Origin of the sequence: Streptomyces atroolivaceus, assembly GCF_000717025.1 — a bacterium.
GTDB lineage: Bacteria > Actinomycetota > Actinomycetes > Streptomycetales > Streptomycetaceae > Streptomyces > Streptomyces atroolivaceus.
The window spans coordinates 163,988-187,853 of sequence record NZ_JNXG01000002.1 but is presented as its reverse complement, the minus strand read 5'-3'; the positions used below and the strand labels follow the sequence as shown (position 1 = coordinate 187,853).

General features: G+C 71.7%; 27 protein-coding genes. 17 read left to right on the top strand and 10 right to left on the bottom strand.

Annotated features, from left to right (window positions below; translation table 11 throughout):
* Window positions 1-127: 127 nt before the first annotated feature.
* The 5 genes from OO67_RS04080 to OO67_RS04060 all read right to left on the bottom strand — a co-directional run bounded on the left by OO67_RS04080 (window position 128) and on the right by OO67_RS04060 (window position 4,731).
* Window positions 128-817 (bottom strand): copper homeostasis protein CutC, encoded by a 690-nt coding sequence (locus OO67_RS04080; RefSeq protein WP_033297305.1) that lies wholly within the window; start codon window positions 815-817, stop codon window positions 128-130.
* A gap of 107 nt (window positions 818-924) precedes the next feature.
* The gene (locus tag OO67_RS04075; protein WP_033297303.1) at window positions 925-2,334 is read right to left on the bottom strand and encodes a lipase family protein; all 1,410 of its coding nucleotides are present in this window, start codon (window positions 2,332-2,334) and stop codon (window positions 925-927) included.
* Window positions 2,335-2,492: 158 nt separating this feature from the next.
* Window positions 2,493-3,353, bottom strand: coding sequence for a 5-oxoprolinase subunit C family protein (locus OO67_RS04070; RefSeq protein ID WP_033297301.1), 861 nt, complete (start codon window positions 3,351-3,353; stop codon window positions 2,493-2,495).
* Window positions 3,350-3,985 (bottom strand): 5-oxoprolinase subunit B family protein, encoded by a 636-nt coding sequence (locus OO67_RS04065; RefSeq protein WP_033297299.1) that lies wholly within the window; start codon window positions 3,983-3,985, stop codon window positions 3,350-3,352. The genes OO67_RS04070 and OO67_RS04065 overlap by 4 nt, the downstream gene beginning before the upstream one ends.
* Window positions 3,982-4,731, bottom strand: a complete 750-nt coding sequence (locus tag OO67_RS04060; protein ID WP_033297293.1) for a LamB/YcsF family protein — start codon at window positions 4,729-4,731, stop codon at window positions 3,982-3,984. Before OO67_RS04060 ends, OO67_RS04065 begins: the two co-directional genes overlap by 4 nt.
* A 243-nt stretch (window positions 4,732-4,974) precedes the next feature.
* On the opposite strand from OO67_RS04060, the gene OO67_RS04055 reads away from it, so the two are divergent.
* From OO67_RS04055 to OO67_RS04030, 6 genes are all read left to right on the top strand, one after another.
* Entirely contained in the window at window positions 4,975-5,700 is a 726-nt protein-coding gene (locus OO67_RS04055; protein ID WP_033297291.1) for a GntR family transcriptional regulator, read from the top strand.
* 239 nt (window positions 5,701-5,939) lie between these two features.
* Entirely contained in the window at window positions 5,940-6,671 is a 732-nt protein-coding gene (locus OO67_RS04050) for a DUF969 domain-containing protein (protein WP_033297288.1), read from the top strand.
* On the top strand, window positions 6,668-7,636 hold the full coding sequence (locus tag OO67_RS04045) for a DUF979 domain-containing protein (protein ID WP_033297286.1): 969 nt from the start codon (window positions 6,668-6,670) through the stop codon (window positions 7,634-7,636). The genes OO67_RS04050 and OO67_RS04045 overlap by 4 nt, the downstream gene beginning before the upstream one ends.
* A gap of 128 nt (window positions 7,637-7,764) precedes the next feature.
* Window positions 7,765-8,805, top strand: coding sequence for a DUF2891 domain-containing protein (locus OO67_RS04040; RefSeq protein WP_033297284.1), 1,041 nt, complete (start codon window positions 7,765-7,767; stop codon window positions 8,803-8,805).
* A gap of 73 nt (window positions 8,806-8,878) precedes the next feature.
* Complete coding sequence (locus tag OO67_RS04035) at window positions 8,879-9,589, top strand: HD domain-containing protein (protein ID WP_033297282.1); 711 nt, start codon at window positions 8,879-8,881, stop codon at window positions 9,587-9,589.
* A 166-nt stretch (window positions 9,590-9,755) separates the two neighbouring features.
* The gene (locus OO67_RS04030) at window positions 9,756-11,036 is read left to right on the top strand and encodes a Cmx/CmrA family chloramphenicol efflux MFS transporter (RefSeq protein WP_167748636.1); all 1,281 of its coding nucleotides are present in this window, start codon (window positions 9,756-9,758) and stop codon (window positions 11,034-11,036) included.
* On the opposite strand, the gene OO67_RS04025 is transcribed toward OO67_RS04030, so the two are convergent.
* Window positions 10,987-11,259 carry a DUF4031 domain-containing protein gene (locus OO67_RS04025; RefSeq protein ID WP_033297278.1) on the bottom strand — a complete coding sequence of 91 codons (273 nt, stop codon included), beginning with the start codon at window positions 11,257-11,259 and terminating at the stop codon, window positions 10,987-10,989. The two genes, OO67_RS04030 and OO67_RS04025, sit on opposite strands and share 50 nt — an antisense overlap.
* Window positions 11,256-11,624 (bottom strand): hypothetical protein, encoded by a 369-nt coding sequence (locus OO67_RS04020; RefSeq protein WP_033297276.1) that lies wholly within the window; start codon window positions 11,622-11,624, stop codon window positions 11,256-11,258. Before OO67_RS04020 ends, OO67_RS04025 begins: the two co-directional genes overlap by 4 nt.
* A 101-nt stretch (window positions 11,625-11,725) precedes the next feature.
* Between OO67_RS04020 and OO67_RS04015 the strand changes: the two genes are divergently transcribed.
* From OO67_RS04015 to OO67_RS03980, 8 genes are all read left to right on the top strand, one after another.
* Window positions 11,726-12,643, top strand: coding sequence for a MurR/RpiR family transcriptional regulator (locus tag OO67_RS04015; RefSeq protein ID WP_033297274.1), 918 nt, complete (start codon window positions 11,726-11,728; stop codon window positions 12,641-12,643).
* A gap of 53 nt (window positions 12,644-12,696) precedes the next feature.
* Window positions 12,697-13,665: an N-acetylmuramic acid 6-phosphate etherase gene (murQ, locus tag OO67_RS04010; RefSeq protein ID WP_033297271.1), complete on the top strand. Its 969-nt coding sequence runs from the start codon at window positions 12,697-12,699 to the stop codon at window positions 13,663-13,665.
* A gap of 34 nt (window positions 13,666-13,699) precedes the next feature.
* A complete protein-coding gene (locus tag OO67_RS04005; protein WP_033297266.1) occupies window positions 13,700-15,217 on the top strand; it encodes a PTS transporter subunit EIIC in 1,518 nt (505 codons plus the stop codon).
* A gap of 193 nt (window positions 15,218-15,410) precedes the next feature.
* The gene (locus OO67_RS04000; protein WP_031093367.1) at window positions 15,411-15,581 is read left to right on the top strand and encodes a DUF5670 family protein; all 171 of its coding nucleotides are present in this window, start codon (window positions 15,411-15,413) and stop codon (window positions 15,579-15,581) included.
* A 209-nt stretch (window positions 15,582-15,790) separates the two neighbouring features.
* Window positions 15,791-16,141, top strand: a complete 351-nt coding sequence (locus tag OO67_RS03995) for a PRC-barrel domain-containing protein (protein ID WP_033297260.1) — start codon at window positions 15,791-15,793, stop codon at window positions 16,139-16,141.
* A gap of 183 nt (window positions 16,142-16,324) precedes the next feature.
* Window positions 16,325-17,125 carry a hypothetical protein gene (locus tag OO67_RS03990; RefSeq protein WP_033297255.1) on the top strand — a complete coding sequence of 267 codons (801 nt, stop codon included), beginning with the start codon at window positions 16,325-16,327 and terminating at the stop codon, window positions 17,123-17,125.
* A 64-nt stretch (window positions 17,126-17,189) separates the two neighbouring features.
* Window positions 17,190-19,022, top strand: a complete 1,833-nt coding sequence (locus tag OO67_RS03985) for a hypothetical protein (protein WP_033297253.1) — start codon at window positions 17,190-17,192, stop codon at window positions 19,020-19,022.
* Window positions 19,023-19,035: 13 nt separating this feature from the next.
* Window positions 19,036-19,437, top strand: a complete 402-nt coding sequence (locus tag OO67_RS03980; protein ID WP_033297249.1) for a DUF5955 family protein — start codon at window positions 19,036-19,038, stop codon at window positions 19,435-19,437.
* Window positions 19,438-19,454: 17 nt separating this feature from the next.
* Here the strand turns inward: OO67_RS03980 and OO67_RS03975 are convergent, their stop codons facing one another.
* The 3 genes from OO67_RS03975 to OO67_RS03965 all read right to left on the bottom strand — a co-directional run bounded on the left by OO67_RS03975 (window position 19,455) and on the right by OO67_RS03965 (window position 20,773).
* A complete protein-coding gene (locus OO67_RS03975) occupies window positions 19,455-20,060 on the bottom strand; it encodes a Uma2 family endonuclease (protein ID WP_033297247.1) in 606 nt (201 codons plus the stop codon).
* Window positions 20,061-20,292: 232 nt separating this feature from the next.
* The gene (locus OO67_RS03970) at window positions 20,293-20,529 is read right to left on the bottom strand and encodes a hypothetical protein (protein WP_033297245.1); all 237 of its coding nucleotides are present in this window, start codon (window positions 20,527-20,529) and stop codon (window positions 20,293-20,295) included.
* Entirely contained in the window at window positions 20,519-20,773 is a 255-nt protein-coding gene (locus OO67_RS03965; RefSeq protein WP_425274644.1) for a hypothetical protein, read from the bottom strand. Before OO67_RS03965 ends, OO67_RS03970 begins: the two co-directional genes overlap by 11 nt.
* A 103-nt stretch (window positions 20,774-20,876) precedes the next feature.
* Between OO67_RS03965 and OO67_RS03960 the strand changes: the two genes are divergently transcribed.
* The 3 genes from OO67_RS03960 (at window position 20,877) to OO67_RS03950 (ending at window position 23,852) form a co-directional block, all read left to right on the top strand.
* Window positions 20,877-21,719 (top strand): helix-turn-helix domain-containing protein, encoded by an 843-nt coding sequence (locus OO67_RS03960; protein ID WP_033297243.1) that lies wholly within the window; start codon window positions 20,877-20,879, stop codon window positions 21,717-21,719.
* Entirely contained in the window at window positions 21,700-21,966 is a 267-nt protein-coding gene (locus tag OO67_RS03955; RefSeq protein WP_033297239.1) for a DUF397 domain-containing protein, read from the top strand. The genes OO67_RS03960 and OO67_RS03955 overlap by 20 nt, the downstream gene beginning before the upstream one ends.
* 200 nt (window positions 21,967-22,166) lie before the next feature.
* Window positions 22,167-23,852, top strand: a complete 1,686-nt coding sequence (locus OO67_RS03950) for a sensor histidine kinase (RefSeq protein ID WP_033297237.1) — start codon at window positions 22,167-22,169, stop codon at window positions 23,850-23,852.
* Window positions 23,853-23,866: the final 14 nt, after the last annotated feature.

Below are 23,866 nucleotides of genomic sequence, written 5' to 3'. Positions count from 1 at the left end.
ACGCCCCGGGCCCTCGCGTCGAGGTCATCCCTCGACCCCGGCGTGCCCTCCGCGTCGAGGTGCGGCAGCATCCCGTCCGGCCACCGCGGCGTCCACGGGGCGGCGCGGCCGGGCAGGGCCGCCCCCGTCAGCTGTCGAGCACCGCGCGCCACTCCCGTACCGCTGTCGCGTCCACCGGACCGCTCCAGCCGCCCGGCCGCGCCGCCCCTCCGATGTGGAAGGCCTCGATGCCCGCGGCGCGCAGCCTCGGCAGGTGGTCGAGACGAAGGCCTCCGCCGACCATGATCTGCGGTTCGTAGCCGGGCAGGTCCGAGTGCCCCGCTTCGGCCAGCAGGGTGTCCATGCCGGCGTCGACGCCCTTCGGCGAGCCCGCGGTGAGGTAGGTGTCCAGCCCGGGCAGGTCGGCGAGGTGCTTGCGCAGTACGTCGCGGTCGGACGCGCGGTCGATGGCGCGGTGGAAGGTCCACGGGCAGCCGTCCAGCTCGGCGACGAGCCGCTCGACGGCCACGAGGTCGACATGGCCGTCCTGGTCGAGGAAGCCCAGGACGAACTCCTCCGCCCCCGCGGCGCGCATCGCGCGGGTCTTCTCCACGAGGACGCGGATGTCGCCCGCGGCGAACCCGTCGGCGACCCTGAGCATGACCCTGAGCGGGATGCTGACGGCGGCCCTGATCTCCGCGAAGGCCGCCACGGACGGGGTCAGGCCGTCGGCCGCCATGTCGGTGACCAGTTCGAGGCGGTCCGCACCGCCCGCCTCCGCCGCGACCGCGTCCTCCGCGTCGAGAGCGATCACCTCCAGGACTGCACGGTTGCTCATGGTGTTCCATTCCTTCGGAGCGGCTGACTACAGGTCTAGTCCAATAACCAGACTACGGGTCGGCCTCCCGGGGCGCAGCTCCCCGTGCGTCACGGAGAGGAGGAACGTCAGGGCTGGACCGGCATCGACCAGCAGTTGGAGACGGCCTTCCTGCCGGAGAGGCGGTCGGTCATCCAGGAGATGGCACTGCCCTGGTCGGTGAGGTAGGGCGCCAGGTGGTTGGTGAGGATCTTGTCCCCGAGGTTGGGCAGGAGGACGGCCTCGTACGTCACGTTCGCACCCTTGCGGCACCAGTCCACAGCGAGCTGCCTCGACTGCTGGTGGCCGACGATGTCGTCGTGCACACCTGTCGCCAGGCGCACCGGGGACGCCGGCTTCAGATTGCCGATGCGCTGCTGGGCGAGGACCGCCTGCAGCTTCGGCTCGGCCGCGATGATGTCGGCGAGCGGCTTGCCGTTCGCGGTCCACTTCTTGCTGTTCGTGAAGCCGTGGCCGAGGATCGCGTCGCCCACGCACATCGTCGAGGTGTCCTTGAGCGCCGCCTTGCCCGCGTCGTTCGTGTTGGCTTCGACCACCGCCTTCAGGGACGGGTCGGACTGGGCGAAGCCGTTGATCGACCAGCCCAGCGCGCCGGCCAGGGCGCTGCCGTCGATGCCCTTCATGACCTCGGTCAGGTCGGCCGGCGGGGCTCCGGCGTAGGTGCCCGCCAGATTGACGTCGGGGGCGTACGAGGGCTGCAGCTCGGCCGCCGAAGCGCTGGCTCCGCCGCCCTGGCTGTAGCCGTAGAGGCCGACCCGCGATTCGGGGGTGAGTGACGTGCCGGCGACCGAACGGGCCGCGCGGACCGCGTCCAGGAGGGCGTGGCCCTCGTCCACCCGGTTGACGTAGGTGTGGAGCCGGTCGGTGGTGCCGAGGCCCGCGTAGTCGGTGACGACGACGGCCGCACCGGCGGCGAGGAAGCGGTACACCGCGAGGTTGTCGTAGCCGATGGACACCGTGCCCTCGCCGATGGTCAACGGGTGCTGAAGCGACAGCGAGGGCGCGCACTGGTCACCCTGGCCCATGGTCCCCGAGGCCAGCGCCACCAGCGGGCGGGGGCCGCCGCCCTTCCACGCGGCGGACGGCTCGATGTACGCGCCGGTGACAGCGACGGGCCCGCCGCCCGCGTCGGTGGACTTGTACATCAGCCGCGTCGCGGTACCGGGCAGTTGCCGGCCGTCCAGACCGGGGAGGCTCAGGCCGAGGGGAAGCGGCTCCGTGCGGACGAGGGACCCGTCGGCGGCGGGCAGCTGCGCCGGCGGGTTGTAGAAGGCGGGGATGGTCACGCCCCGGGAGACCACGGGCTCCGACCCGGCGGATCCGGTGGCGGAGGCCGGTACGGCGGCCGCGCCCAGGCAGGCGGCGACGGCCACCGAAGCGGCCAGCAGGCGCCCCGTGCGGCGTCCCGGCCGACGGGGATCCAGGAGGTGGGGGGTGCGCGGGGTCGAGCTCGAACGGGTGGTCTTGCGCGGACTCACGGCTCACTCCTCGTTCTGCTCCGATGAAGGTGAGCGCAAGCTAGCACCCAGGCGTTACCTGAGGTAACTCACCGGTAAGTTACGCTTCGGTAACGTCAAGCGGAACCTCGGGGAGGCAGGCCCACCCCCCTGTCGCCCGGCCCCTCACCGCGTTCCCGTCACGCGCGCACGAAGCGCACCGGCGTCCCCGGGACCGCCTGCGCCGCCCCCGCCAGCGCGGTCTCCGCGACCACGCCCACGACCGGGTAACCACCGGTCGTCGGATGGTCGTTGAGGAACACCACGGGAAGCCCGTCCGGCGGCACCTGGACGGCTCCCAGCACCATGCCCTCGCTGGGGAGCTCACCCTCCCTGGCACGCGCCAGGGAGGGGCCCTCCATGCGCAGTCCGATGCGGTTGCTCCGCTCGGAGACCCGGTACGCCGCGGTGGTGAGCGTGCGCAGGGCCGCCTCCGTGAACCAGTCGTCGCGGGGCCCCGCGTGCAGGGGCAGCACCAGCTCGGCGGGGACACCCGGCCAGGGCACGGTGTCGGCACAGGGGGCGCCGCCCGGCCGCCCCAGCGGCAGGACGTCACCCTCGCGCAGGACGGGCGGACCGAGCCCCGAGAGCAGGTCGGCGGATCTGCTGCCGAGTACCGGTTCGGGCACCAGGCCGCCCGCGAAGGCCAGATAGCCACGCAGCCCGTGCACCGCCGGCCCGGCCTCCAGCACCGCGCCCCCGGGCACCCGGACGGGCGCGCCCCACGGGGCCGGGCGGCCGTCCACCGTGACCCGGCACCCCGCACCGCCGACGACGGCGAGCACCGGCCGGGTGCCGGTCACCCGGACCGCGCACCCCGTGAGGGTGGTCTCCAGCACCGCCGCGTCCGGCGCGTTGCCGACGAGCCGGTTGGCCAGCCGCCGGGCGGGCCCGTCCAGCGCCCCGGCCCGGGGTACGCCGAGGTGGGCCCAGCCCGCGCGGCCCTCGTCCTGCACCGTGGTCAGGGCGCCCGCCCTGACCACTTCGAGCCCCGGGCTCATGCGTGCACCCCCGCCGGCACGAAGCGCACACGGGCCCCGGGCCCGAGCAGCGCGGCCGGTTCGCGTGCCGGGTCCCAGAGGGTGCCCGGCTCCGGCATCCGGCCGATGAGCTGCCAGCCACCGGGGGACGGGCGCGGATAGACCCCGGTGTACGGGCCCGCGAGGGCCAGCGCGCCGGCCGGCACCCGGGTCCGGGGCGTGGCCCGGCGCGGCACGTGCAGGTGTCCGGGCAGACCCGTGAGGTATCCGAAACCGGGCGCGAACCCGCAGAAGGCCACCCGGAATTCCGTACGGGCGTGGATGCGGGACACCTCGTCGACGGCGACGCCCCAGGCGTCGGCCACATCGGCGAGGTCCGGGCCGTCGTAGACGACGGGTATCTCGACGGCCTCCCCCGCCTCCCGGCTCAGCGGCGGCACGGTCCATGACCGCAGCCGCCCCGCGAGCGTGCGGTCCTCCACCCCGTCCAGCAGCACTGTCCGGGCCCCGGGGACGATCTCGCGCACGGCGGGGAGCTCCCCCGCCTCCCGGCGTCGGAGCAGCTCCGCGTGGAAGGCCTCCGCGTCGTCGCCGGAGGCCAGTTCCACGAGGAGGGCGCGCGGTCCGGCCTCCAGCACCCGGATGCCGCTCACGCGAACGCCCGCACGCTGACGCCCGCTTCCTCCAGCGCCGTCCGGACCCGCAGCGCCAGCGCCGCGGCCCCCGGGGTGTCCCCGTGGACGCACAGCGACCGGGCCGTGACCGCTATCCGGCTGCCGTCCACCCCGGTCACCGCGCCGTCGACGGCCATGCCGACACTGCGGCGTACGACCTCGTCCGCGTCGTGCACCACGGCGCCCGCCTCGCCCCGTGGCACGAGCGTGCCCCGCGGGGTGTAGGCGCGATCGGCGAAGGCCTCCTCGACGGAGGTCAGCCCCGCCGCCTCCGCATGCGCGAGCAGCCGCGAACCGGGCAGCCCGAGGACGGCCGGGCGGCCACCGGCGAGCAGCACGCCCGCGACGACGGCGGCGGCCTGCTCCTCGTCGTGGACGACACGGTTGTAGAGGGCGCCGTGCGGTTTCACGTACGAGACGGTCGAGCCGGCCGCCTCCGCGAAGACCCGCAGGGCGCCGATCTGGTAGGCGATCTCGGCCGTCAGCTCGGCCGCCGGCACGTCCATGGCGCGCCGCCCGAACCCGGCCAGGTCACGGTAGGAGACCTGCGCCCCGATGCGTACGCCCCGCTCCGCCGCCGTGTCGCAGACCCGCCGCATCACGGAGGCGTCGCCCGCGTGGAAGCCGCAGGCCACGTTGGCGCTGGTGACACAGGTCAGCAGCGCCTCGTCCTCGGTGAGGGTCCAGCGTCCGAACCCTTCACCCAGGTCCGCGTTGAGGTCCATCGGCCTCGGGGGGCGCGTCACACTCGTCAGATCCGTCACGAGCGCACGCTAGCGATTGTTCAACAATCTGACAAGAGTCCGCCCGCCGCCTGAGACACTCGTACGGTTCACTGGGCACCGCGCACCGCGCGCAGTTGACGGGACACCAGGCCACGCCCTGCGTTCCGGAGACAGCGGGCGCGGCGGCCGCGGCAGACACGACCGTACGACAGGCGCCACAGACGCGACAGACAGGGGACGGGCATGGCGGGGACGACGGACGGCGGGAGGACCGGCGGCACGCCGGACCTCTCGGAACTGGCGACGCACAGCGCCTCCCTGGAGCGGTCCGGTACGGCCGAGCGGGTCGCCGCCGTCCTGCGGGACCGGATCACCGAGGGCTACTTCCCGCCGGGCAGCCGCCTGTCCGAGGAGAGCATCAGCGGCGCCCTGGCCGTGTCCCGCAACACACTGCGCGAGGCGTTCCGCCTGCTGTCGCACGAACGCCTCCTGGAGCACCGTCTCAACCGGGGCGTCTTCGTCCGCGTCCTGGCCGTGGACGACCTGGTCGACATCTACCGGGTGCGGCTCCTCGTCGAGTGCGCGGCCCTGCGGGCCCTGGGCGAGCCCCCGTTCGACCTGACGGCGGTCGAGGCGGCGGTGTCGACGGGCGAGCAGGCCGCGCTCCAGGACGACTGGCCCGCCTGCTCCACCGCCAACATCCGCTTCCACCAGGCGCTGGCCGGCCTGGCGGACAGCCCCCGCACCGACGAACTGATGCGCAACGTCCTCGCCGAACTGCGGCTCGCCTTCCACGTGATGGCCGACCCCCGGCGCTTCCACGAGCCCTATCTCACCCGCAACCGTGAGATCACGGACCGGCTGGCCAAGGGGGACGCGGCCGGCGCGGAGCGGATGCTCGCCTTCTACCTGGAGGATTCCCGGCGCCAACTGGCGGAGGCGTACGCGCAGCGGCTCACCGAGCGGTAGCCGCCGTCGTTCCACGATCCGCGCCCCATCCCTCCACTCCCGAAGCACCCGCACTCCGCCTCGGATGCGGGCGAAGCCGGATAAGCCACCCGTCACCCCGCTCTCCCACGCCGCCGATTCGGATCGATGTAGCCCACACCCTTGTGGGATTGTTGAACAAGACCCTAAGGTCTCGCGTACCAACCCCGTCTGACCAGGACCGTGCACCGCCACGTCCCTGCGCGGAAGAAGGCCGACGCGTGATCGTTCTCCTCGGCGTGCTCGTGGTGATCCTCGGATTCGCCACCCGCCGCAATCCCCTGCTCGTGGTGGGTGCCGCCGGCATCGTCACGGGGCTGCTCGGCAAGCTCTCGCCGCAGGAGGTGCTGGCCACGTTCGGCAACAGCTTCGCCTCCGCCCGTTCGGTGACCGTCTTCGTCATCACGCTGCCGGTCATCGGACTCCTGGAGCGCTACGGACTCCAGGAGCAGGCCCGTAACCTCATCGGCAAGCTGGGCAAGCTGACCACCGGCCGGTTCCTGACTCTCTACCTGCTGATACGGCAGCTCACCGCCTCCGTCGGCCTGACCAGCATCGGCGGCCCCGCGCAGAGCGTGCGGCCGCTGATCGCCCCGATGGCCGAGGCGGCCGCCGAGGCCAAGGCGGGCCGTCCGCTGCCGCAAAGGCTGCGCGAGAAGGTCCGCTCGCACGCGTCCGGCGCCGACACGATCGGAGTCTTCTTCGGTGAGGACTGCTTCATCGCCATCGGATCGATCCTGCTGATCACCGGCTTCGTGAACTCCACGTACGGCCAGCACCTCGAGCCCCTGCACCTGGCCCTGTGGGCGATCCCCTCCGCGATCTGCGCCTTCCTGATCCACGGGGCCCGCCTGCTCAACCTGGACCGGCAGCTGGAGCGCGAACTCGCCGTCGCCGCCGCCGAGAACGACCTGACGGCACACGCCGGGCTCCGGACGGAGGACGCCAAGTGATCAAGTCCGAGCACTTCTTCTGGCTGGTCGGCGCGGTGTTCCTCGTCATGGCCGCGCAGATGGTCATGGACCGCACCAACCCCAGGCGCTTCGGCTCCGCCGGCTTCTGGGGCCTGCTGGGCGCCGCCTTCTTCTACTCCACCGGAGTCGTCGACAAGTCCCTCCCCGCCGAACCGCTGGGCGTCGCCGTCCTGCTCCTGATCGTCCTGGGTGGCTGCGGTCTCACCGGCAAGGGCGAGTCGCACACCCCGCCCCGCGAGAAGCGTGCCGCCTCGGCCGCCCTGCTCGGCAACAAGCTGTTCCTTCCGGCCCTCACCATCCCCGTCGTCGCGATGATCTGCGCGACGCTGGTGAAGGACTGGAAGATCGGTGGCGAACCGGTCCTGGAGCCGGGGTACGAGACCATCCTCGGCCTGGGCGTCGGCGCTGTCGCCGCGCTGGTCGTGGGCATGGTGCTCCTGCGCGAGCGGAAGGTCTCCGTCCCGCTGCACTCCGGTCGCAACATGCTCGAATCGATGGGCTGGGCGCTGATCCTGCCTCAGCTGCTCTCCGTCCTCGGCTCGATCTTCCAGACGGCCGGCGTCGGCGAGCAGGTCCGAAGGATCAGCGAGGCGGTGCTGCCGGACGGTCAGCAGTTCGTGGCCGTGGCCGTCTACTGCTGCGGCATGGCGCTGTTCACCATCGTCATGGGCAATGCCTTCGCCGCGTTCCCGGTGATGACCGCCGCGATCGGCTGGCCCGTCCTCATCGAGCAGATGAACGGCAACGCACCCGCCGTCCTCGCGATCGGCATGCTGTGCGGCTTCTGCGGCACGCTCGTCACGCCGATGGCCGCCAACTTCAACCTGGTCCCGGCGGCGCTCCTCGAACTCAAGGACCAGTACGGCCCGATCAAGGCCCAGCTCCCCACGGCGGCGGCCCTGCTGGTCTGCAACGTCGCGATCATGGCCCTCTTCGCCTTCTGACCCGGACCACCCCGCCCCCCCCCTCGGCCCGGATCACCCCGGACCGGACGCCCCCCCTCGGCCCGGGATCACCCCGACCCGGACCGCCCCCTGACCCGAGCCGCTCGCCCACCTCTCTGGAGCCCCCGATGTCCCCCGCGCTCCCCGCCGCGTACGCCGTCCCCTTCGCGGAACTGGCCCTCGCCAACGTCGTACGCGAATACCCCAACGCGCCCGCCCACCTCTACACCGGGCCCGAGGAACTCGTCGCGCCCCGCACGCTGCACCCCGCGTTCTACGGGGGCTACGACTGGCACTCCACGGTGCACATGCACTGGCTGCTCGTCCGCATCGTGCGCCGCTTCTCCACCACCGGCGATCTTCCGGCCACCCTCACCACCCGTATCCGCGAGGTGCTCGACACCCATCTGACCCACGCGAACATCGCCGTCGAGGCGTCCTACCTGCGCGGCCGGCCGTACTTCGAGCGTCCCTACGGCTGGGCCTGGCTGATCGCGCTCGCCGCCGAGTGCCGGGCCCTCGCCACGCCCGACGGCGACCGCTGGGCCGACGCCCTGGCCCTCGGTGTGGCAGCGGTCGGCGACCTGCTCGGCGCCTGGCTGCCCAAGGCCACGTACCCGGTCCGGCACGGCGTCCACAACAACAGCGCCTTCGGCCTGGGCCTGATCCTCGACGCGGGCGGGACCGCCGGGCTGCCGGCGCCGGTCCTCGACGCGGCGACGGACCGGCTGAGGACCTGGTTCACCGACGACCACGACGCCCCCGCCCACTGGGAACCCTCCGGCCAGGACTTCCTCTCCCCCGCCCTGGCCGAGGCCGACGCGATGAGGCGGGTGCTGCCGGTGGCGGAGTTCCGTACCTGGATCGCCGCGTTCCTGCCCGACCTGGTCTCCGCCGCGCCCGACTCCACCCTGCTCGACCCGCCGGTGGTCTCCGACCACGCCGACCCGCAGATCGGCCACCTCCTCGGTCTCACCCTGAGCCGGGCGGCCGCCCTCCGTTCGATCGCCGGCGCACTCCCGGAAGGCCCGGCCCGTACCGCCCTCCTGGCCTCCGCCGAGGCACATCTCGCGTTCGGGCTGCCGACCGTGTCCTCCGGTGACTTCTCCTCGGACCACTGGCTGGCGACGTACGCGGCACTGGCCCTGGACACGCCGCCCGGTCACTGAGCGGCGGCCCGTCCCCCGGCCCGCCGGCCGGGGGGCGGACCGTCCCCGGGCGCGTACGTCCTACCCTCGGCGTATGAGCGACAGCGCCCCCGGCACATCCGACAGCGGCACCTCCGAACGCGGCACCTCCGAGAGCCCGGACACCGGCGGCTCACTCCGTGGCCGCTGGCGCGAGACCCTGCTCGCCGCACGCGGCGGGACGGACCGCGGGCCCGATCCGGACCCGTACGCCGACGCCCTCCTCGCGCGGTGGGCCGAACCCCAGCGGCGCTACCACACCACCACCCATCTGACCCAGGTCCTGGACCGCGTCGACACCCTGGCCGGCCACGCCTCCGACCCGGACCTGGTGCGCCTCGCCGTCTGGTTCCATGACGCGGTCTACCGCCCCGACCGCTCCGAGAACGAGGAGCGCAGCGCAGCGCTCGCCGAACGCGCTCTCCCCGAGGCGGGTGTCCCGGACGCCGCGACGGCCGAGGTCGCGCGGCTGGTCCGGCTCACCGTCACGCACGACCCGGCGGACGGCGACACCAACGGCGAGGTGCTCTGCGACGCGGACCTCGCGATCCTGGCGGCGGCCCCCAAGGAGTACGCCGCGTACGCGGCGCAGGTAAGGGAGGAGTACGGCTTCGTCCCCGACGACGCGTTCCGCGAGGGGCGCTCCGCCGTCCTGCGGCAGCTGCTGGAGCTGCCCCGGCTGTTCCGTACGCCCCACGGGGCGGCGGAGTGGGAGCCGAGGGCCCGGCAGAACCTGACGACCGAGCTGGAGCTGCTCACCCACTGAGCTGCCCACCACTGAGCCGCTCACCCACCGGGCTGCCCACCACCGCGCTGCTCACCCACCGGGCTGCCCACCCACTGGGCTGCCCACCCACTGGGACAGGGGAATGACAGGGACGAAAACACTGTTGGCCACTGTCATGCCCGATTCTGCTTCCAGCCGTCCCCGTATGCCGATGGCCGTCTACATCCTCGGCCTCTCGGTCTTCGCCCTCGGTACCAGCGAATTCATGCTGTCGGGGCTGCTACCGCCCATCGCCGAGGACATGGACGTGTCGATCCCGCAGGCCGGGCTCCTCATATCCGCCTTCGCGATCGGCATGGTGGTCGGCGCACCGCTGCTCGCCGTCGCCACCCTGCGGCTGCCCCGCCGTACGACCCTCATCGCGCTCATCACCGTCTTCGGGCTGGGCCAGGTCGCGGGCGCGCTGGCACCGACGTACGAGGTGCTGTTCGTCTCCCGCGTGGTGAGTGCGCTGGCGTGCGCCGGCTTCTGGGCGGTCGGCGCCGCGGTCGCCATCGCGATGGTGCCGGTGAACGCGCGGGCCAGGGCGATGGCCGTGATGATCGGCGGGCTGTCGATCGCCAACGTCCTGGGTGTGCCGCTGGGCGCGTTCCTCGGGGAGAGCTTCGGCTGGCGTTCGGCGTTCTGGGCGGTGGGCGCGGCGTCAGCCGTGGCGCTGGTCGGCGTCGTCACACGCATCCCGCGCATTCCGCTGCCGGACGAGAAGCCGCAGCTGAGGCGGGAGGTCGCGATCTACCGGGACCGTCAGGTGTGGCTGTCGATCGTGATCACGGCGCTCGCGGCCGGCGGCGTGTTCTGCGCGTTCAGCTATCTCGCGCCGCTGCTGACGGATGTGGCGGGACTGGATTCGGGCTGGGTGCCGTGGGTGCTCGGGCTGTTCGGCGTCGGCGCGGTGATCGGTACGACGATCGGCGGCCGGGTCGCGGACGCGCACCTCTTCGGTGTGCTGCTGAGCGGCATCAGCGCCTCGACGGTCTTCCTGGTGGCCCTGGCCCTGTTCGCGTCGAACCAGGTCGCCGTGGTCGTTCTCGCGTTCCTGCTGGGACTGTCCGCGTTCTACACGGCACCGGCGCTCAACGCCCGGATGTTCAACGTCGCGGGTGTGGCCCCGACCCTGGCGGGAGCGACGACCACGGCCGCGTTCAACCTGGGCAACACGAGCGGCCCGTGGCTCGGCGGCACGGTGATCGACGCGGACTTCGGTTTCCGGGCCACGGCCTGGGCGGGTGCCGCCATGCTGGTGCTCGGTCTGGCGGCCGTGACGGTCTCGATGCGGCTGCGCGGCGGCGCACCGTCCCGGCGGATCGCGGGCGCCCCGGCGCACAGCGGCCCGGAGCGGGGCGCGGCTCCGGACCTGGGCATCCCGGGACAGGCGGTCAGCCCGGAGCAGGCCGCCCCTTCGGGCGCCGCAACCCCGCGTCGGTGAGCCGGCGCACGATCTCCTTCGACCCGACCTCCCGAGCCCCGGCGCGCACCGCGTCGGCGTAACGCGCCTCGGGCACGTCGTAGTGGTCGCGCTCGAAGGCGCGGGGCGGACAGCCGATCGTGGCGGCGAAGGCGTGCAGCTCCTCGAACGACTCGTCGCTGACCAGGTGCGACCACATGCGGCCGTGCCCCGGCCAGGTCGGCGGGTCGATGTAGACGGTCACCGGCCGAGCACCTCGGCGAGCGACCCCACCCGTGCGACCGCCACCGCCGCCTTGGTGCAGACCCAGTGCGGATCGGCGCCGAGCTCCGGTTCGACGTCCAGGGCGTGCGGCCCCTCCTCCGTGCACACGGGGCACAGCGGCCAGCGCCCGTGCTGCTCCAGGAGCGCGTCCTGGACGTCCTGCGCCACGAGCCCCGTGACGAAGGCCACACCCTCGGGCCACTGCTCGACCCACCACCGCCGGTGGGTCACCGCGTCCTCGACCATCGAGACGATCCCGGCTTCCGCCACGTCGCCCGCCACGAGGTCGGCCATCACCAGTGCACGCGCGGTGTGCAGCTCCTGTTCCAGGCTGTTCAACTCCATGGGCCCATTGTCCCCCGCCGCCGACACGCCCGAGCTTGATCCTTCAGAGGTAGGGACCAAAGGGGGTTGACGGGATTCACCTCTGAAAATATCTTTCAAACGTGACCAATGACGTGAAGGAAAGTTTCAACCCGGACTCGCCGCCCGCCCCCGCGGCCCTCGCGGCCAAGGTGCGGACCCTCGCCCCGTCCATGACCCGTTCCATGCAGAGGGTCGCCGAAGCGGTCGCGGGGGACCCCGCCGGGTGCGCCGCCCTCACCGTCACCGGTCTCGCCGAGCTCACCGGCACCAGCGAGGCGACCGTCGTCCGCACCGCCCGCCTCCTCGGCTATCCGGGCTACCGGGACCTGCGCCTCGCGCTCGCCGGCCTCGCCGCTCATCAGCAGTCCGGCCGGGCGCCCGCCGTCACCGCCGACATCGCGGTCGACGACCCCATCGCGGACGTCGTCGCGAAGCTCGCCTACGACGAGCAGCAGACCCTCGCCGACACGGCCGCCGGTCTCGACACCGTGCAGCTCGGGGCCGCCGTGGCCGCCGCCGCGACCGCGCGCCGCATCGACGTCTACGGCGTCGGCGCGTCCTCCCTCGTCGGCCAGGACCTCGCCCAGAAGCTGCTGCGCATCGGCCTGATAGCCCACGCCCACGTGGACCCGCACCTCGCCGTGACCAACGCGGTGCAGCTCCGCTCCGGCGACGTGGCCATCGCGATCACCCACTCGGGCTCCACGGGTGACGTCATCGAGCCGCTCCGGGTCGCCTTCGACCGGGGCGCGACGACGATCGCGATCACCGGCCGCCCGGACGGGCCGGTCTCGCAGTACGCCGACCACGTGCTGACGACGTCCACCGCCCGGGAGAGCGAGCTGCGGCCCGCCGCCATGTCGAGCCGCACGAGCCAGCTCCTCGTCGTCGACTGCCTGTTCATAGGCGTCGCCCAGCGGACGTACGAAACGGCCGCACCCGCACTGTCCGCCTCGTACGAGGCGCTCGCCCACCGCCACACCCCACGCAGCCGCTGACCCCGGCAGCACCCGCACCCGCGCACCGTACGAGCACGAGAAAGCAGAGCCCCGTGACCTCCACCACCGACGCGAACGCCGACGCCGCCACCCCCGGCGGCTACGGCGAACTCCGCGCCCAGCTCGCCACCCTCACCACGGAGGCGTTCCGGCCGGAGCTCGCCGAGATCGACCAGCTGCCGACGCAGGAGATAGCCCGCATCATGAACGGCGAGGACGCCACCGTCCCCGCCGCCGTGGCCGAGAAGCTGCCTCACATCGCCGCCGCGATCGACGCCACCGCCGAGCGCATGGCGCGCGGCGGACGGCTGATCTACGCGGGCGCCGGCACCGCCGGCCGTCTCGGTGTGCTCGACGCCAGCGAGTGCCCGCCCACCTTCAACACCGACCCGTCCGAGGTCATCGGCCTGATCGCGGGCGGTCCCTCCGCCATGGTCAAGGCCGTCGAAGGTGCCGAGGACAGCAAGGAGCTGGCCGCCGCCGACCTCGACGGCCTGAACCTCACCGCCGACGACACGGTGGTCGGGATCTCCGCCTCCGGCCGCACGCCGTACGCCATCGGAGCCGTCGAGCACGCCCGCACCAAGGGCGCGCTCACCATCGGTCTCTCCTGCAACGCGGACTCCGCGCTCGCCGCCGCGGCCGAGCACGGCCTGGAGATCGTCGTCGGTCCCGAGCTGCTCACCGGTTCCACCCGCCTCAAGGCGGGCACGGCGCAGAAGCTCGTCCTGAACATGCTCTCGACGATCACGATGATCCGGCTCGGCAAGACGTACGGGAATCTCATGGTCGACGTACGCGCGTCGAACGAGAAGCTGCGCGCCCGCTCCCGCCGGATCGTCTCCCTCGCCACCGGCGCCTCCGACCAGGAGATCGAGGCGGCGCTCACCGCCACCGACGGCGAGGTGAAGAACGCCATCCTCACCATCCTCGGCGGCGTCGACGGCCCCACCGCCGCCACGCTCCTGGCCGATTCCCGGGGCCACCTCCGCGCCGCCCTCGCGGCCGTCCGAACCACCTGACGCACCACTCCCCGCACAGCAAGGCACCACGCACATGGCTACTGAAGACAAGAACCGCGCCACTGCCGCCGCGATCCTGCCGCTCGTCGGTGGCGCTGCGAACGTCAGCTCGATCGCCCACTGCATGACCCGGCTCCGGCTGGGCCTGCACGACCGCACCCTCGTCGACGACGAGGCCCTCAAGGCGGTCCCCGCCGTGATGGGCGTGGTCGAGGACGACACCTACCAGATCGTCCTCGGCCCGGGCACCGTCGCCCGGGTCACCCCCGAGTTCGAGCAGCTGGTCGAGGAGGGCAGGGCGTCGGCGTCCGAGACCCCCGGGCCCGTCCACACGGCCGAGGAGCTCGCCGACAAGGGCGCGGCCCTCAAGGCGCAGCAGAAGACGAAGAACTCCACCCCGTTCAAGCTGTTCCTGCGCAAGATCGCGAACATCTTCGTCCCGCTGATCCCCGCCCTGATCGGCTGCGGCATCATCGCCGGTCTCAACGGCCTGCTGGTCAACCTCGGCTGGCTGACCTCGGTCACCCCCGCCCTCGCGGCGATGGCCTCCGGCTTCATGGCCCTGATCGCGGTCTTCGTCGGCTACAACACGGCGAAGGAGTTCGGCGGTACGCCGATCCTCGGCGGCGCCGTCGCGGCGATCATCGTCTTCCCCGGCGTCGCGAACATCGACGCCTTCGGCCAGACCCTCTCCCCCGGCCAGGGCGGCGTCCTCGGTGCCCTGGGTGCGGCGGTCCTCGCGGTGTACGTCGAGAAGTGGTGCCGCCGCTGGGTGCCCGAGGCGCTGGACGTCCTCGTCACCCCGACGCTCACGGTTCTGATCTCCGGCCTCGTCACGATCTTCGGCCTGATGTACGTGGCCGGTGAGGTCTCCTCCGCCATCGGTACGTTCGCCGACTGGCTGCTCTCCACGGGCGGCGCGGGCGCGGGCTTCCTGCTCGGCGGCTTCTTCCTGCCCCTGGTGATGCTCGGCCTGCACCAGGCGCTGATCCCGATCCACACGACGCTGATCGAGCAGCAGGGCTTCACGGTCCTGCTCCCCATCCTCGCCATGGCCGGAGCCGGCCAGGTCGGCGCGGCGGCCGCGGTCTACCTCCGCCTTCCCCGTAACGAGTCGATCCGCAAGACCATCAGGTCCGCCATGCCCGCAGGCCTTCTGGGCGTCGGCGAACCCCTGATCTACGGCGTCTCGCTCCCGCTGGGCCGCCCGTTCATCACGGCCTGCGTGGGCGGCGCGTTCGGCGGCGGCTTCGTGGGGCTGTTCAACCAGCTCGGCGACTCGGTCGGCTCGACCGCCATCGGCCCGTCCGGCTGGGCCCTGTTCCCGCTCCTCGACGGCAACCACGGCCTCGGCTCCACGATCGCGATCTACGCGGGCGGCCTGCTCGTCGGCTACGTCGCGGGCTTCGTCGCCACGTACTTCTTCGGCTTCGGCAAGGCGCTGCTGACAGAGTTCAACGTCTCCCAGGAACCGGCCCCCTCCACGGTCGCGGCCACCGGCCCGGCCGCCGCGTCCGGCGGCACCCCGGCGAAGGAGCCCGCGGGCGTCTGACCGACGGCGGTTCCAGGCGGCGGTATCCGCGCACGCGTCGTGCGGGGGCGCCGCCGCCGGCCGTGCGCTGCGGCCGCGCACAGTCACGAGAGGGCCACGAGAAGGTCGCGAGAACGTCGCGAACTTTTCCTCGCGAACACGTGTGTGTAGGAAATGGATTGCCGGGCACCAGATGCCTCGGAGGTTGATAACAATGGTTCCCCTGCTTCTCGTTCTTCTGCTCGCTCTGATCCTTTTCGGTGCCGGTTTCGCACTCAAGGCACTGTGGTGGATCGCGGTGATCGTACTCGTGGTCTGGCTCATCGGATTCTTTGTCCGTCCGGCAGCCGGCGGCGGCAAGCGCGGCCGGTGGTACCGCTGGTAGACGACATCGACCAGCGATGAACGCGGGCGGCTCAGCACCTTCGGGTGCTGAGCCGCCCGCGTTTTTCGCTGTGTTTCACCGAATTCACCATGTGCGGACCGGAAACATGTGTGGACCGGAAAAGCGCGGGCAGCCGATAAGTGAGCGGCGGATATCCCGTCACAAGGGGATTCGCCGCGCCGAATGAACCGTCTAGGAAGGAGCCGATTATGAGCAACAACCTGTGGGGCTACCAGACCACGAGCGGCCACACCGCGGGCGCCGACCTGACCGGATTCTCGGTCGAGGCGACGGACGGAAGCATCGGCAAGGTCGACAAGCACTCCGACGAGGTGGGCTCGGCCTACATCGTCGTCGACACCGGTGTCTGGATCTTCGGCAAGAGCGTCCTGCTTCCGGCAGGGACGGTCAAGGGGATCGACACCGAGCACAAGACGATCTTCGTCGACCTGACCAAGGACCAGATCAAGGACTCCCCGGAGTTCGACAAGCACAAGCATGCGGGTGACCCGGGCTACCACGCCCAGGTCGGCACCTACTACGACAGCTACCGCATCTAGTACCTGACGCGCCGTGCGCAGAGGCGGGGCCGGCTCCACAGGGAGCCGGCCCCGCTGTCAGCTGTGCCGAGAACCAGGTCCGTGCTCCGGCACGGCCGTCTTCGGCCAATTCACAACGGCCCCGTTGGCTCCACCGGTGGCCCATGGGATGGTTACCCCTCTTGCAGTGGCGGGGGGGCGCTCATGAGCGAGAACAACAGCGGTGGGCCGATGCGTTGGGACGAGCACGCGCGCGGTGGCGCGGGCGGCTGGGTGCGGGCCTCCGACGGCCGGACCGGACCGCCGGACGAGCCGGCCCCGGACCCTGACCCGGACAGCGGCCGTCGGACCGTACCGAAGAAGTACGTCCTGCTGGCGGTGGGCGGCGGCCTGGCGGTCGCCGCCGTGGTCCTCGTCGTCGCCCACACGGTCCGCCCTTCCGCCCCCGATGCGGCCCACAGCGCCGGCCCCTCGTCCTCCAGCTCGCCCTCGGTGGCTCTCTCCGGCTCCACGGAGACGGACCCCCAGCCCTCCGGCCCGCCCACCGCGTCGGCCGAGGAACAGGCCACGGCGGTGGACGAACTCCTGGAGCGCAGCGAGTCGGACCGTCAGCAGGTCATCGACGCCGTCAACGCCGTGGAGGCCTGCGCTTCGGACGGGACCGTCGCCGCCGCGGGACAGGCCCTGAACGAGGCCGCCGTACGCCGCGAGGGCCTGATCACCGATCTCGCCGCACTCGACGTGGGCGAGCTCGCGTCCGGTTCGCTCGCGGCGGGCAGCCTCCGTACGGGATGGCAGCACTCGGCGGACGCCGACCGGGCGTTCGCGGACTGGGCCGACGACGCGCAGGGCTGCTCCCCCGGCGCGGTCCCCCGCACCTCCTCCTACCGGCGAGGCGTGCGGAGCAGTGAGCTCGCCACCGGTGCCAAAGAGGAGTTCCTCGCGCACTGGACGCCGATCGCCGCGAGCTACGGGCTCCCGGAACGCGACACGGCCGAGCTCTGACACCGCGTCGCCCCACCCCCGCACCGCCACCTCTGTACTCCGTCCCGACGGAAAGCCGGCTCCCATGACCGATCCCCAGAGCCCACCGCTCCCACCCGACCCGCTCCCGGTCCCTCCTCCGTCCGGCCCCGGCAGCACCCTGTGGCAGCTGGTCCGCTCCCAGGCCGGGAACCGGCCCGGGGGCGCCACGGACTACCTGCGCGGCGCCGCCCACCTGGACCGGCAGTTCCGCGACGCCGTGATCCAGGAACTCGCCGAGAACCCGCACCGCATCCCGCCGCCCTCGTACGGGGTGGATCTGGCAGCGGTCCTCAAGGAGTGCTTCGTCGCGCGCAGAGAAGTGGCGACGCGTGCGGCGTTCCTGCTCGGCCTGCCCCTGCTGATGCTTCCCGTCAGTGCCGCCGGGGCACTCGTCCCTCTCCTGCTGGTCCTGTTCGTCCACTTGGCGCGAGTTCTGGGCCGCAGGCTGAAGGACGCGCTACGAGGGCGCGCCCGGCCGGGCGACGACCCGAGGTCCCGCTCGGGCCAGGGCCTCATCACCGTCCTGTTGCTCCTCGCCTTCCTCTGGGTCCTGTGGCGCACGGTGGGCCTGGCCGAGCAGGCCTTCTACGTCCTGGTCAGCGGCTTCGCCGGGGAGGGCAGCCATCTCCTCGCCGCCGTGCTGGTCCTCGCGGGATGGACCGCTGTCGCCGCCGTGTACAAGCACCGCGAGGTGCACCGCCTCTACTCCCTCGCCGTCGGCCGGAGCACGGAACACCCCGACCCTCCCGTCGTCGCTCCCAGGCTCGCCGAGATCCGCGCACAGCAGGCGGACCCCGACGTCGTCTACAGCGACTACGCGCCGTTCGTCGGCGCAGGGATCGAGCTGGACCACTGGTCCTTCGCCATCGAGCTGGTGCCGGACACGGAGGACGAGGACAGTGACGCCGCCGGCCGCCGGGCGGCCTTCACCGTGCCCCAGGTGCACGCACGGATACGCCGCGACCTCCTCCGGTTCGGCGAGGGGGAGTCCTACCCCGGCGACCGGCTGCGCGGGCTCCATGTGGAGGACTACGTCATGAAGAGCGGCAAACGGCTGGGCCCTTCGACGGACTGGAGCGGTACGGGCCCCGGCACCCCGTTCCAGGCCATGGCCCCCGCCGCCCGGGACGAGGCCGCCCGGATGCTCCGTACCCCGCACGGGCAGGCCCCCGGGACGTGGTGGGCCGACAGCCTCGACCTGTTCGCCGAGGAGCGGTTACGCCACTACCTGGCTGTGCGCGTCGGCAGCTGGGGCGACGAAGTGGTGCTCACCGTGTTCAGCCGCGTACAGATGCAGGGGGGTCTGCTGTTCCTCGAGTCCCGGGCCTCCCTGCTCCCGCCGATCGCCCGCGCCTACCACCTCATCGACGACATACTGCCCCCGAGGGACACCAAGGACTGGACCGACCTGATCGGCGGGGCGTTCGCGTCCGTGTTCTCCCTGGTCGCCGACGGCCCGGGCGACCTCACGGCCCCCTCCCGCACGAAGACCCGCACCGCACGCTCCAGGTTCTGGTACGCCCGCATGTGCGCCACCGACCGCCCGGTCGACCACGGCCCCGCCTACTCGGTCCGCGAGCTGGCGGCGGAGCCCCAGTTCCAGCAGCTCTTCCAGGAGATGGACGTCCACCGCTTCCTCAAGAGCATCCAGACCAGGACGGTCACCGCGGTGCGCAACAGCCTGAGGGACGCGGGCTACCGCACGAGCGAGTACGACGCCCGCACCACCGTCCTCTTCGACCGCTCCGTGCACATCAACGGCACGGTGCACGGGAATGTCCAGACGGGTGACGGCGCCCGGGCGAGCCACCAGACGGTCACCACGCCACAACCGCATGTCGGTCCGACGACCGGCGGTAACACCGGTTCGAGCTGAAGGAGTCGACGTCATGACGAACACACCGGCCGGGGAGGACCGCGGAATCCACGTGAGCGGCCACGGCACGTTCACCGGGAACGCGCAGACGGGCGACCACAGCAGGGCCGAGTACGTCAGCCATGCCCCGGCGGCCGAAGACGAGGTGTCCGACGAGGTCGTGCGGCTGCGGGAGGCCGTCGAAGCCCTCCGCGACCGCATCCGCACCCTGGACCCGGCCGAGCTGTCCGCCGCCGAGGGATCGGCCGCGGAGTCGGCGCTCGCCGAGGTGGAGGTCGCCTCGCTTCCGGCCGACGACGCCGGTCAGGGCCGCGTGCGGAACGCGATCTTCACCGTGACCGGCGCGCTGGCGTCGGTCGCCTCGCTCTCCGAGTCCATCAGGGCGCTGCGCGACGCCGCGGGGCCCTGGCTCTGAACGCCCCTGGACGCCCGTCAGACCGGGAAGTCGTCCGTAGTCAGAGCCACGTCGAATGGCTCGGGCAGCAGGAGCGGCTTCCCGAAGGGCACGGGGTCGGAACGCTTGTACGTTCCGTCCCCGTCCGGCTCCGTGAACAGGGTGGTCATCGCCCCACGCGTGTCGAACCTGTCGATCAGCAGGTACATCGGGACCCCCGCCCGCGCATAGGCGCGGTACTTCTTCGTCCTGTCCTCCCGGGCGTTCCCCTTGGAAGTGATTTCGACGATCAGCAGCGCTTCCGACGCGTCCATCGGGTCGCTGGTCTCCGGATCGGCGGCGGTGACCAGCTCTCTCGGCAACACGACAAGATCCGGGACATAAAGCTTGTCGAGAGGCGCGACGTGCACACCCAGTGTCTGGTAGATCCCCAGATCATCGGGGAGACCCCTGTAAAGCAGACGCTGCACCGTTTCGGCGATGCTGTTGTGGTGCGCATGAGGCGGCGGTACCAAGACGATCTGCCCTTCGTCGATCTCGGCGCGCCACCCCTCGGGCACGTCCAGTTCCTGCCAGGTGCGCAGCAGGTAGCCCCACGGGCGGCCCTCGGAGCCCTGATCGTTTTCGACCATCGCAGCGGTCATCGCAGGTCCCTTCTCCTGTGGCCTGGCGTGGAAGCGTAGATCGACGTTCCAGCGGCAGTACGCCGCTTCCACCAGCGTCCCACGATCGTGTGACGTGCGCAGCGAGCTCGCGGCATGTGTCCTCGCCGGAGAACCAGGCCACCGTTCACACGCATCTCATGAGGCAGACGCCGGGCAGCCGCGTATGGATGGAGAAAGGCGGAAGCAGGACCTCACGACTGGTGCCGCCCGCTCATGACGGCAGCCGTCCCTCCCAGTTGATCTCCTTCACCCGCGCGCGCAGCACGAGCCCCGGCGGAGCCGGCCGGACGGCTTCCGGCGGGCACTCCCACTCCGCGCCACCGCCCGGCGGGCGCAGCTGTACGTAAGGCCCGACCCGGCCCATCACCCGGCCCACCCGGCCGTCCCGGCCGTCCACCGCGAACGTGCCGGGCTCCGGCTTGCACGGCTCCAGTCCTTCAACTGTCATGAGCGGCCTTCGCTTCGAGCTGTGCGCTCAGCCGCAGCGCCGTCTCGATCGAGCACCGGCCGAGGTCGACGAGCGGCGTCGGCTCGTCGCCCGCGCACGACACCGGGTCGATTTGCAGCGACGGCAGCTTCACTCCGACCCCCGCCAGCCCGTCCCGCAGCCGCGCCACCGCGTCCTCCGCAGCCCGCACTCTGCCCGCTGCCTCTTTGCGCCGTTCCGTAGCCGTCATCATGATCTTCCCCATTTCCACGCTGAGTAGTGGCTATGCGTACACAGCGTGGTCAATTCGTCGCTACCGTGGAAGAGGCGCAGTTCCAACACCCGCACGTGTGCCACAGGGAGTCGCCTTGCCCGGACCCAAGAAGCTCGACCCCTCCGCCTCACCCCGGGCCCTCCTGGGCGCCGAACTCCGCCACCGGAGAGAGGGTGCGGGCCTTTCGCAGGACGACCTGGGGGCGCCGTTGTTCGTCAGCGGCTCCTTCATCGGCCAGCTGGAGGCCGGTACGCGACGGATGCAGGCGGACCAGGCGCAGAAACTGGACGAGGTGCTGGACGCGGGCGGATTCTTCACGCGGAACTGCGCGGCACTGAAGAAGTCCAAGTACCCGGACCACTTCGCGGAGGCGGCGGAAGCGGAGCAGGAAGCCACGGCCATCAGGGAGTACGCGCCCCTGCTGATCCCGAGCCTCTTGCAGACCGAGGCGTATGCGCGGGCCGTGTTCCGGGCCTATCAACCGACCGCCACCGAGGACGTCATCGACGATCTGGTGGCAGCACGCCTGGAGCGTGCGCACCTGCTCGCCGATCCAACAACCCCCCTGGTTTGGGTGGTTCTCGACGAAGCCGTACTGCGTCGTCACAAGGGTGGCAGGGCAGTGATGGCTGAGGCACTCAGGCACATCGCGGCACTGGCTCACCGACACCGTGCGATCGTGCAGGTCCTGCCGTTCTCCGCCGGTGCCCACGGGGCGCTCGCAGGCCCCCTGAAACTGATGTCGTTCCCTGGCGCACCTCCGCTCGCTTACCTACAGGGCCTGGGGACGGGGCAGTTGCAGGACGATCCGGCTACCGTCAGGCAGTACGAACTGACCTACGATCTCGTCGTGGCCAGCGCCTTGTCACCGGGAGCGTCCCTGGCCCTGATCGAATCGGTGGCGGAGGATTACGCCCATGCAGATAAACAGCTCTGACTGCGACCTCTCCACGGCAACCTGGCACAAGTCGTCGTACAGCGGAGGCAGTGGCGGCGACTGCCTGGAGATCGCCACCTGGCGCAAGTCCACCTACAGCGGCGGCGACGGCGGCGACTGCCTCGAAGTCGCCGACGGCCACCCCGACATCGTCCCCGTCCGCGACTCCAAGATGGCCGACGGCCCGGCGCTCGTGTTCCGGACAGCCGCCTGGGGCGCCTTCGTCGCCGGCCTCAAGCACGCGTAACCCCCACGCCGCCCACGACTTTCGTCGTCCGGCCTCTCGACCAACGGCTACAGCGGCGCCCTGCCGGGGGTCTCTACCGTGGGCGCGTGACTCGTGTGGATTCCATCGCCCCCGCAACCTCCGTTCCTCGGGCATCGGCGGTGAGGACGCGTCTGGCGTTCTGGTCGGCCGTGCCGGGGCGAGCCCTCCTCGCGCCCGGGATGTGGCCGCTCCGGCGCATCGTCGGCGAATCGTTCCTGAGCCTGGCGCTCATGCTGCTGGCGGTGGGCGCCGGGCTCGCGGATGACAAGACCAAGGCGCAGGCCGTCGGCATCGGGCTGGCCGCCGGGCTGCTGTCGCTCCTGCGCCGGGGCCTGCCTGCCTCCGTGCTGCTGGCGGCCGCGGCCGGCTCCGCGCCGTTCTTCGGCTTCGCGCCCCTTCTGCTCGTCGTCGCCTGGTCGGCCGGGCGGCGGATCGAGGGACTGGGCAGGGCGGGCGGTGTCTTCGGCCTCGCCTACGGTCTCTCCCTCGGACTCTCCGTCGCGCTGGAACCACACGTCTCGTTCTCGCTCCTGGCCATCGCCGGGATGTTCATGCTGGTCGTCATCCTCGTGCCGGGGCTCGCGGGGCGCTACTGGTCGCAGCGCCGGACACTGACCGACACCCTCCACGAGTACAACGCCCAGCTCCTGCGCGAGCGAGAGATGATCTTCGGGCAGGCGAGGATGCTGGAGCGTCAGCGCATCGCGCAGGACATGCACGACAGCCTCGGCCACCAACTGGCGCTGATCGCGGTGCACACCGGTGCGCTGGAGGTGGACCGTGAGCTGACCGGACAGCAGCGCGAGGCCGTCGGTGTGCTGCGTGAGGCGTCGGTGGCCGCGATGCACGAACTGCGGGACGTGGTGGGCGTACTCCGGGACGGCGCCGACTCCCCCAGGACTCAACCGGGCACCGGCACCGGCGGCGAGGACCCTGGTCCCGCGTCTCGTGGGGTGGCCGGCGTCGAGAGCCTGGCCGAGACGTCCCGGAGGGCAGGCACGCCCGTGGAGATCCGGCGTACGGGCGAGGTGCGTCCGCTCGCTCCGACCGCCGACCACGCGGCGTACCGCGTGGTCCAGGAGGGCCTGACCAACGCCCACAAGCACGCTCCGGGCGCCTCGATCACCATCGGGCTGCGGTACGAGCCGGACTCGCTGGTCGTGGAGGTCGCCAACGGCGCGGTGAAGGGGCCGGTGAGCAGCGGTGTCGCGAGCGGGGGCCAGGGGCTGACCGGTCTTGCGGAGCGGGCCCGGCTCGTCGGCGGGATGGTGCACGCGGGCCCCACGGCGGAGGGTGGATTCCGGCTCGCGGGCGTGCTGCCGTACACGTCGGCGGGTGAGGGCTTCCCGAGCTCGCCGGCCGGCGACGCGAAGCCGACGTTCGTCGCTCCACCGGACGACTTTCGGGCGCAGAACCGGGCGGGCTCCGCGGGTGACAGTGATCCGGTCATCGACTGGAACGGTCTCCCGAAGGAGTTGGCCAAGGCAGTGAACAGGACCAAGAGGGGCAACGGCATAGCCATCGGGTGCGGAGTGGTGGCTCTGGTCGCCGTCGTGCTCGTGATCGCGGTGGTCGTCGCGGGGGTCTTCCTCGTACGTGAGGCGGACAAGGCGATGATCGAGCCCGGGCAGTACGACGCCGTGAAGATCGGTCAGTCCGAGGCCTCCGTCCGCGACCGGCTGCCGGACGGGGACTCGTTCCTGAACACCGGTCCGGGTGACGGCGCACCGCCGGAGCCCGACGGTGCGCAGTGCCTCACCCTCCTCTCCACGGAGATCGGGAGCAGCTGGGACGCGGAACCGGTCTTCCGGTTCTGCTTCAGGGACGGAAAGCTGATCGAGAAGAAGTCCTTCGAGACGGCTTGAGGTCACCGTGACCG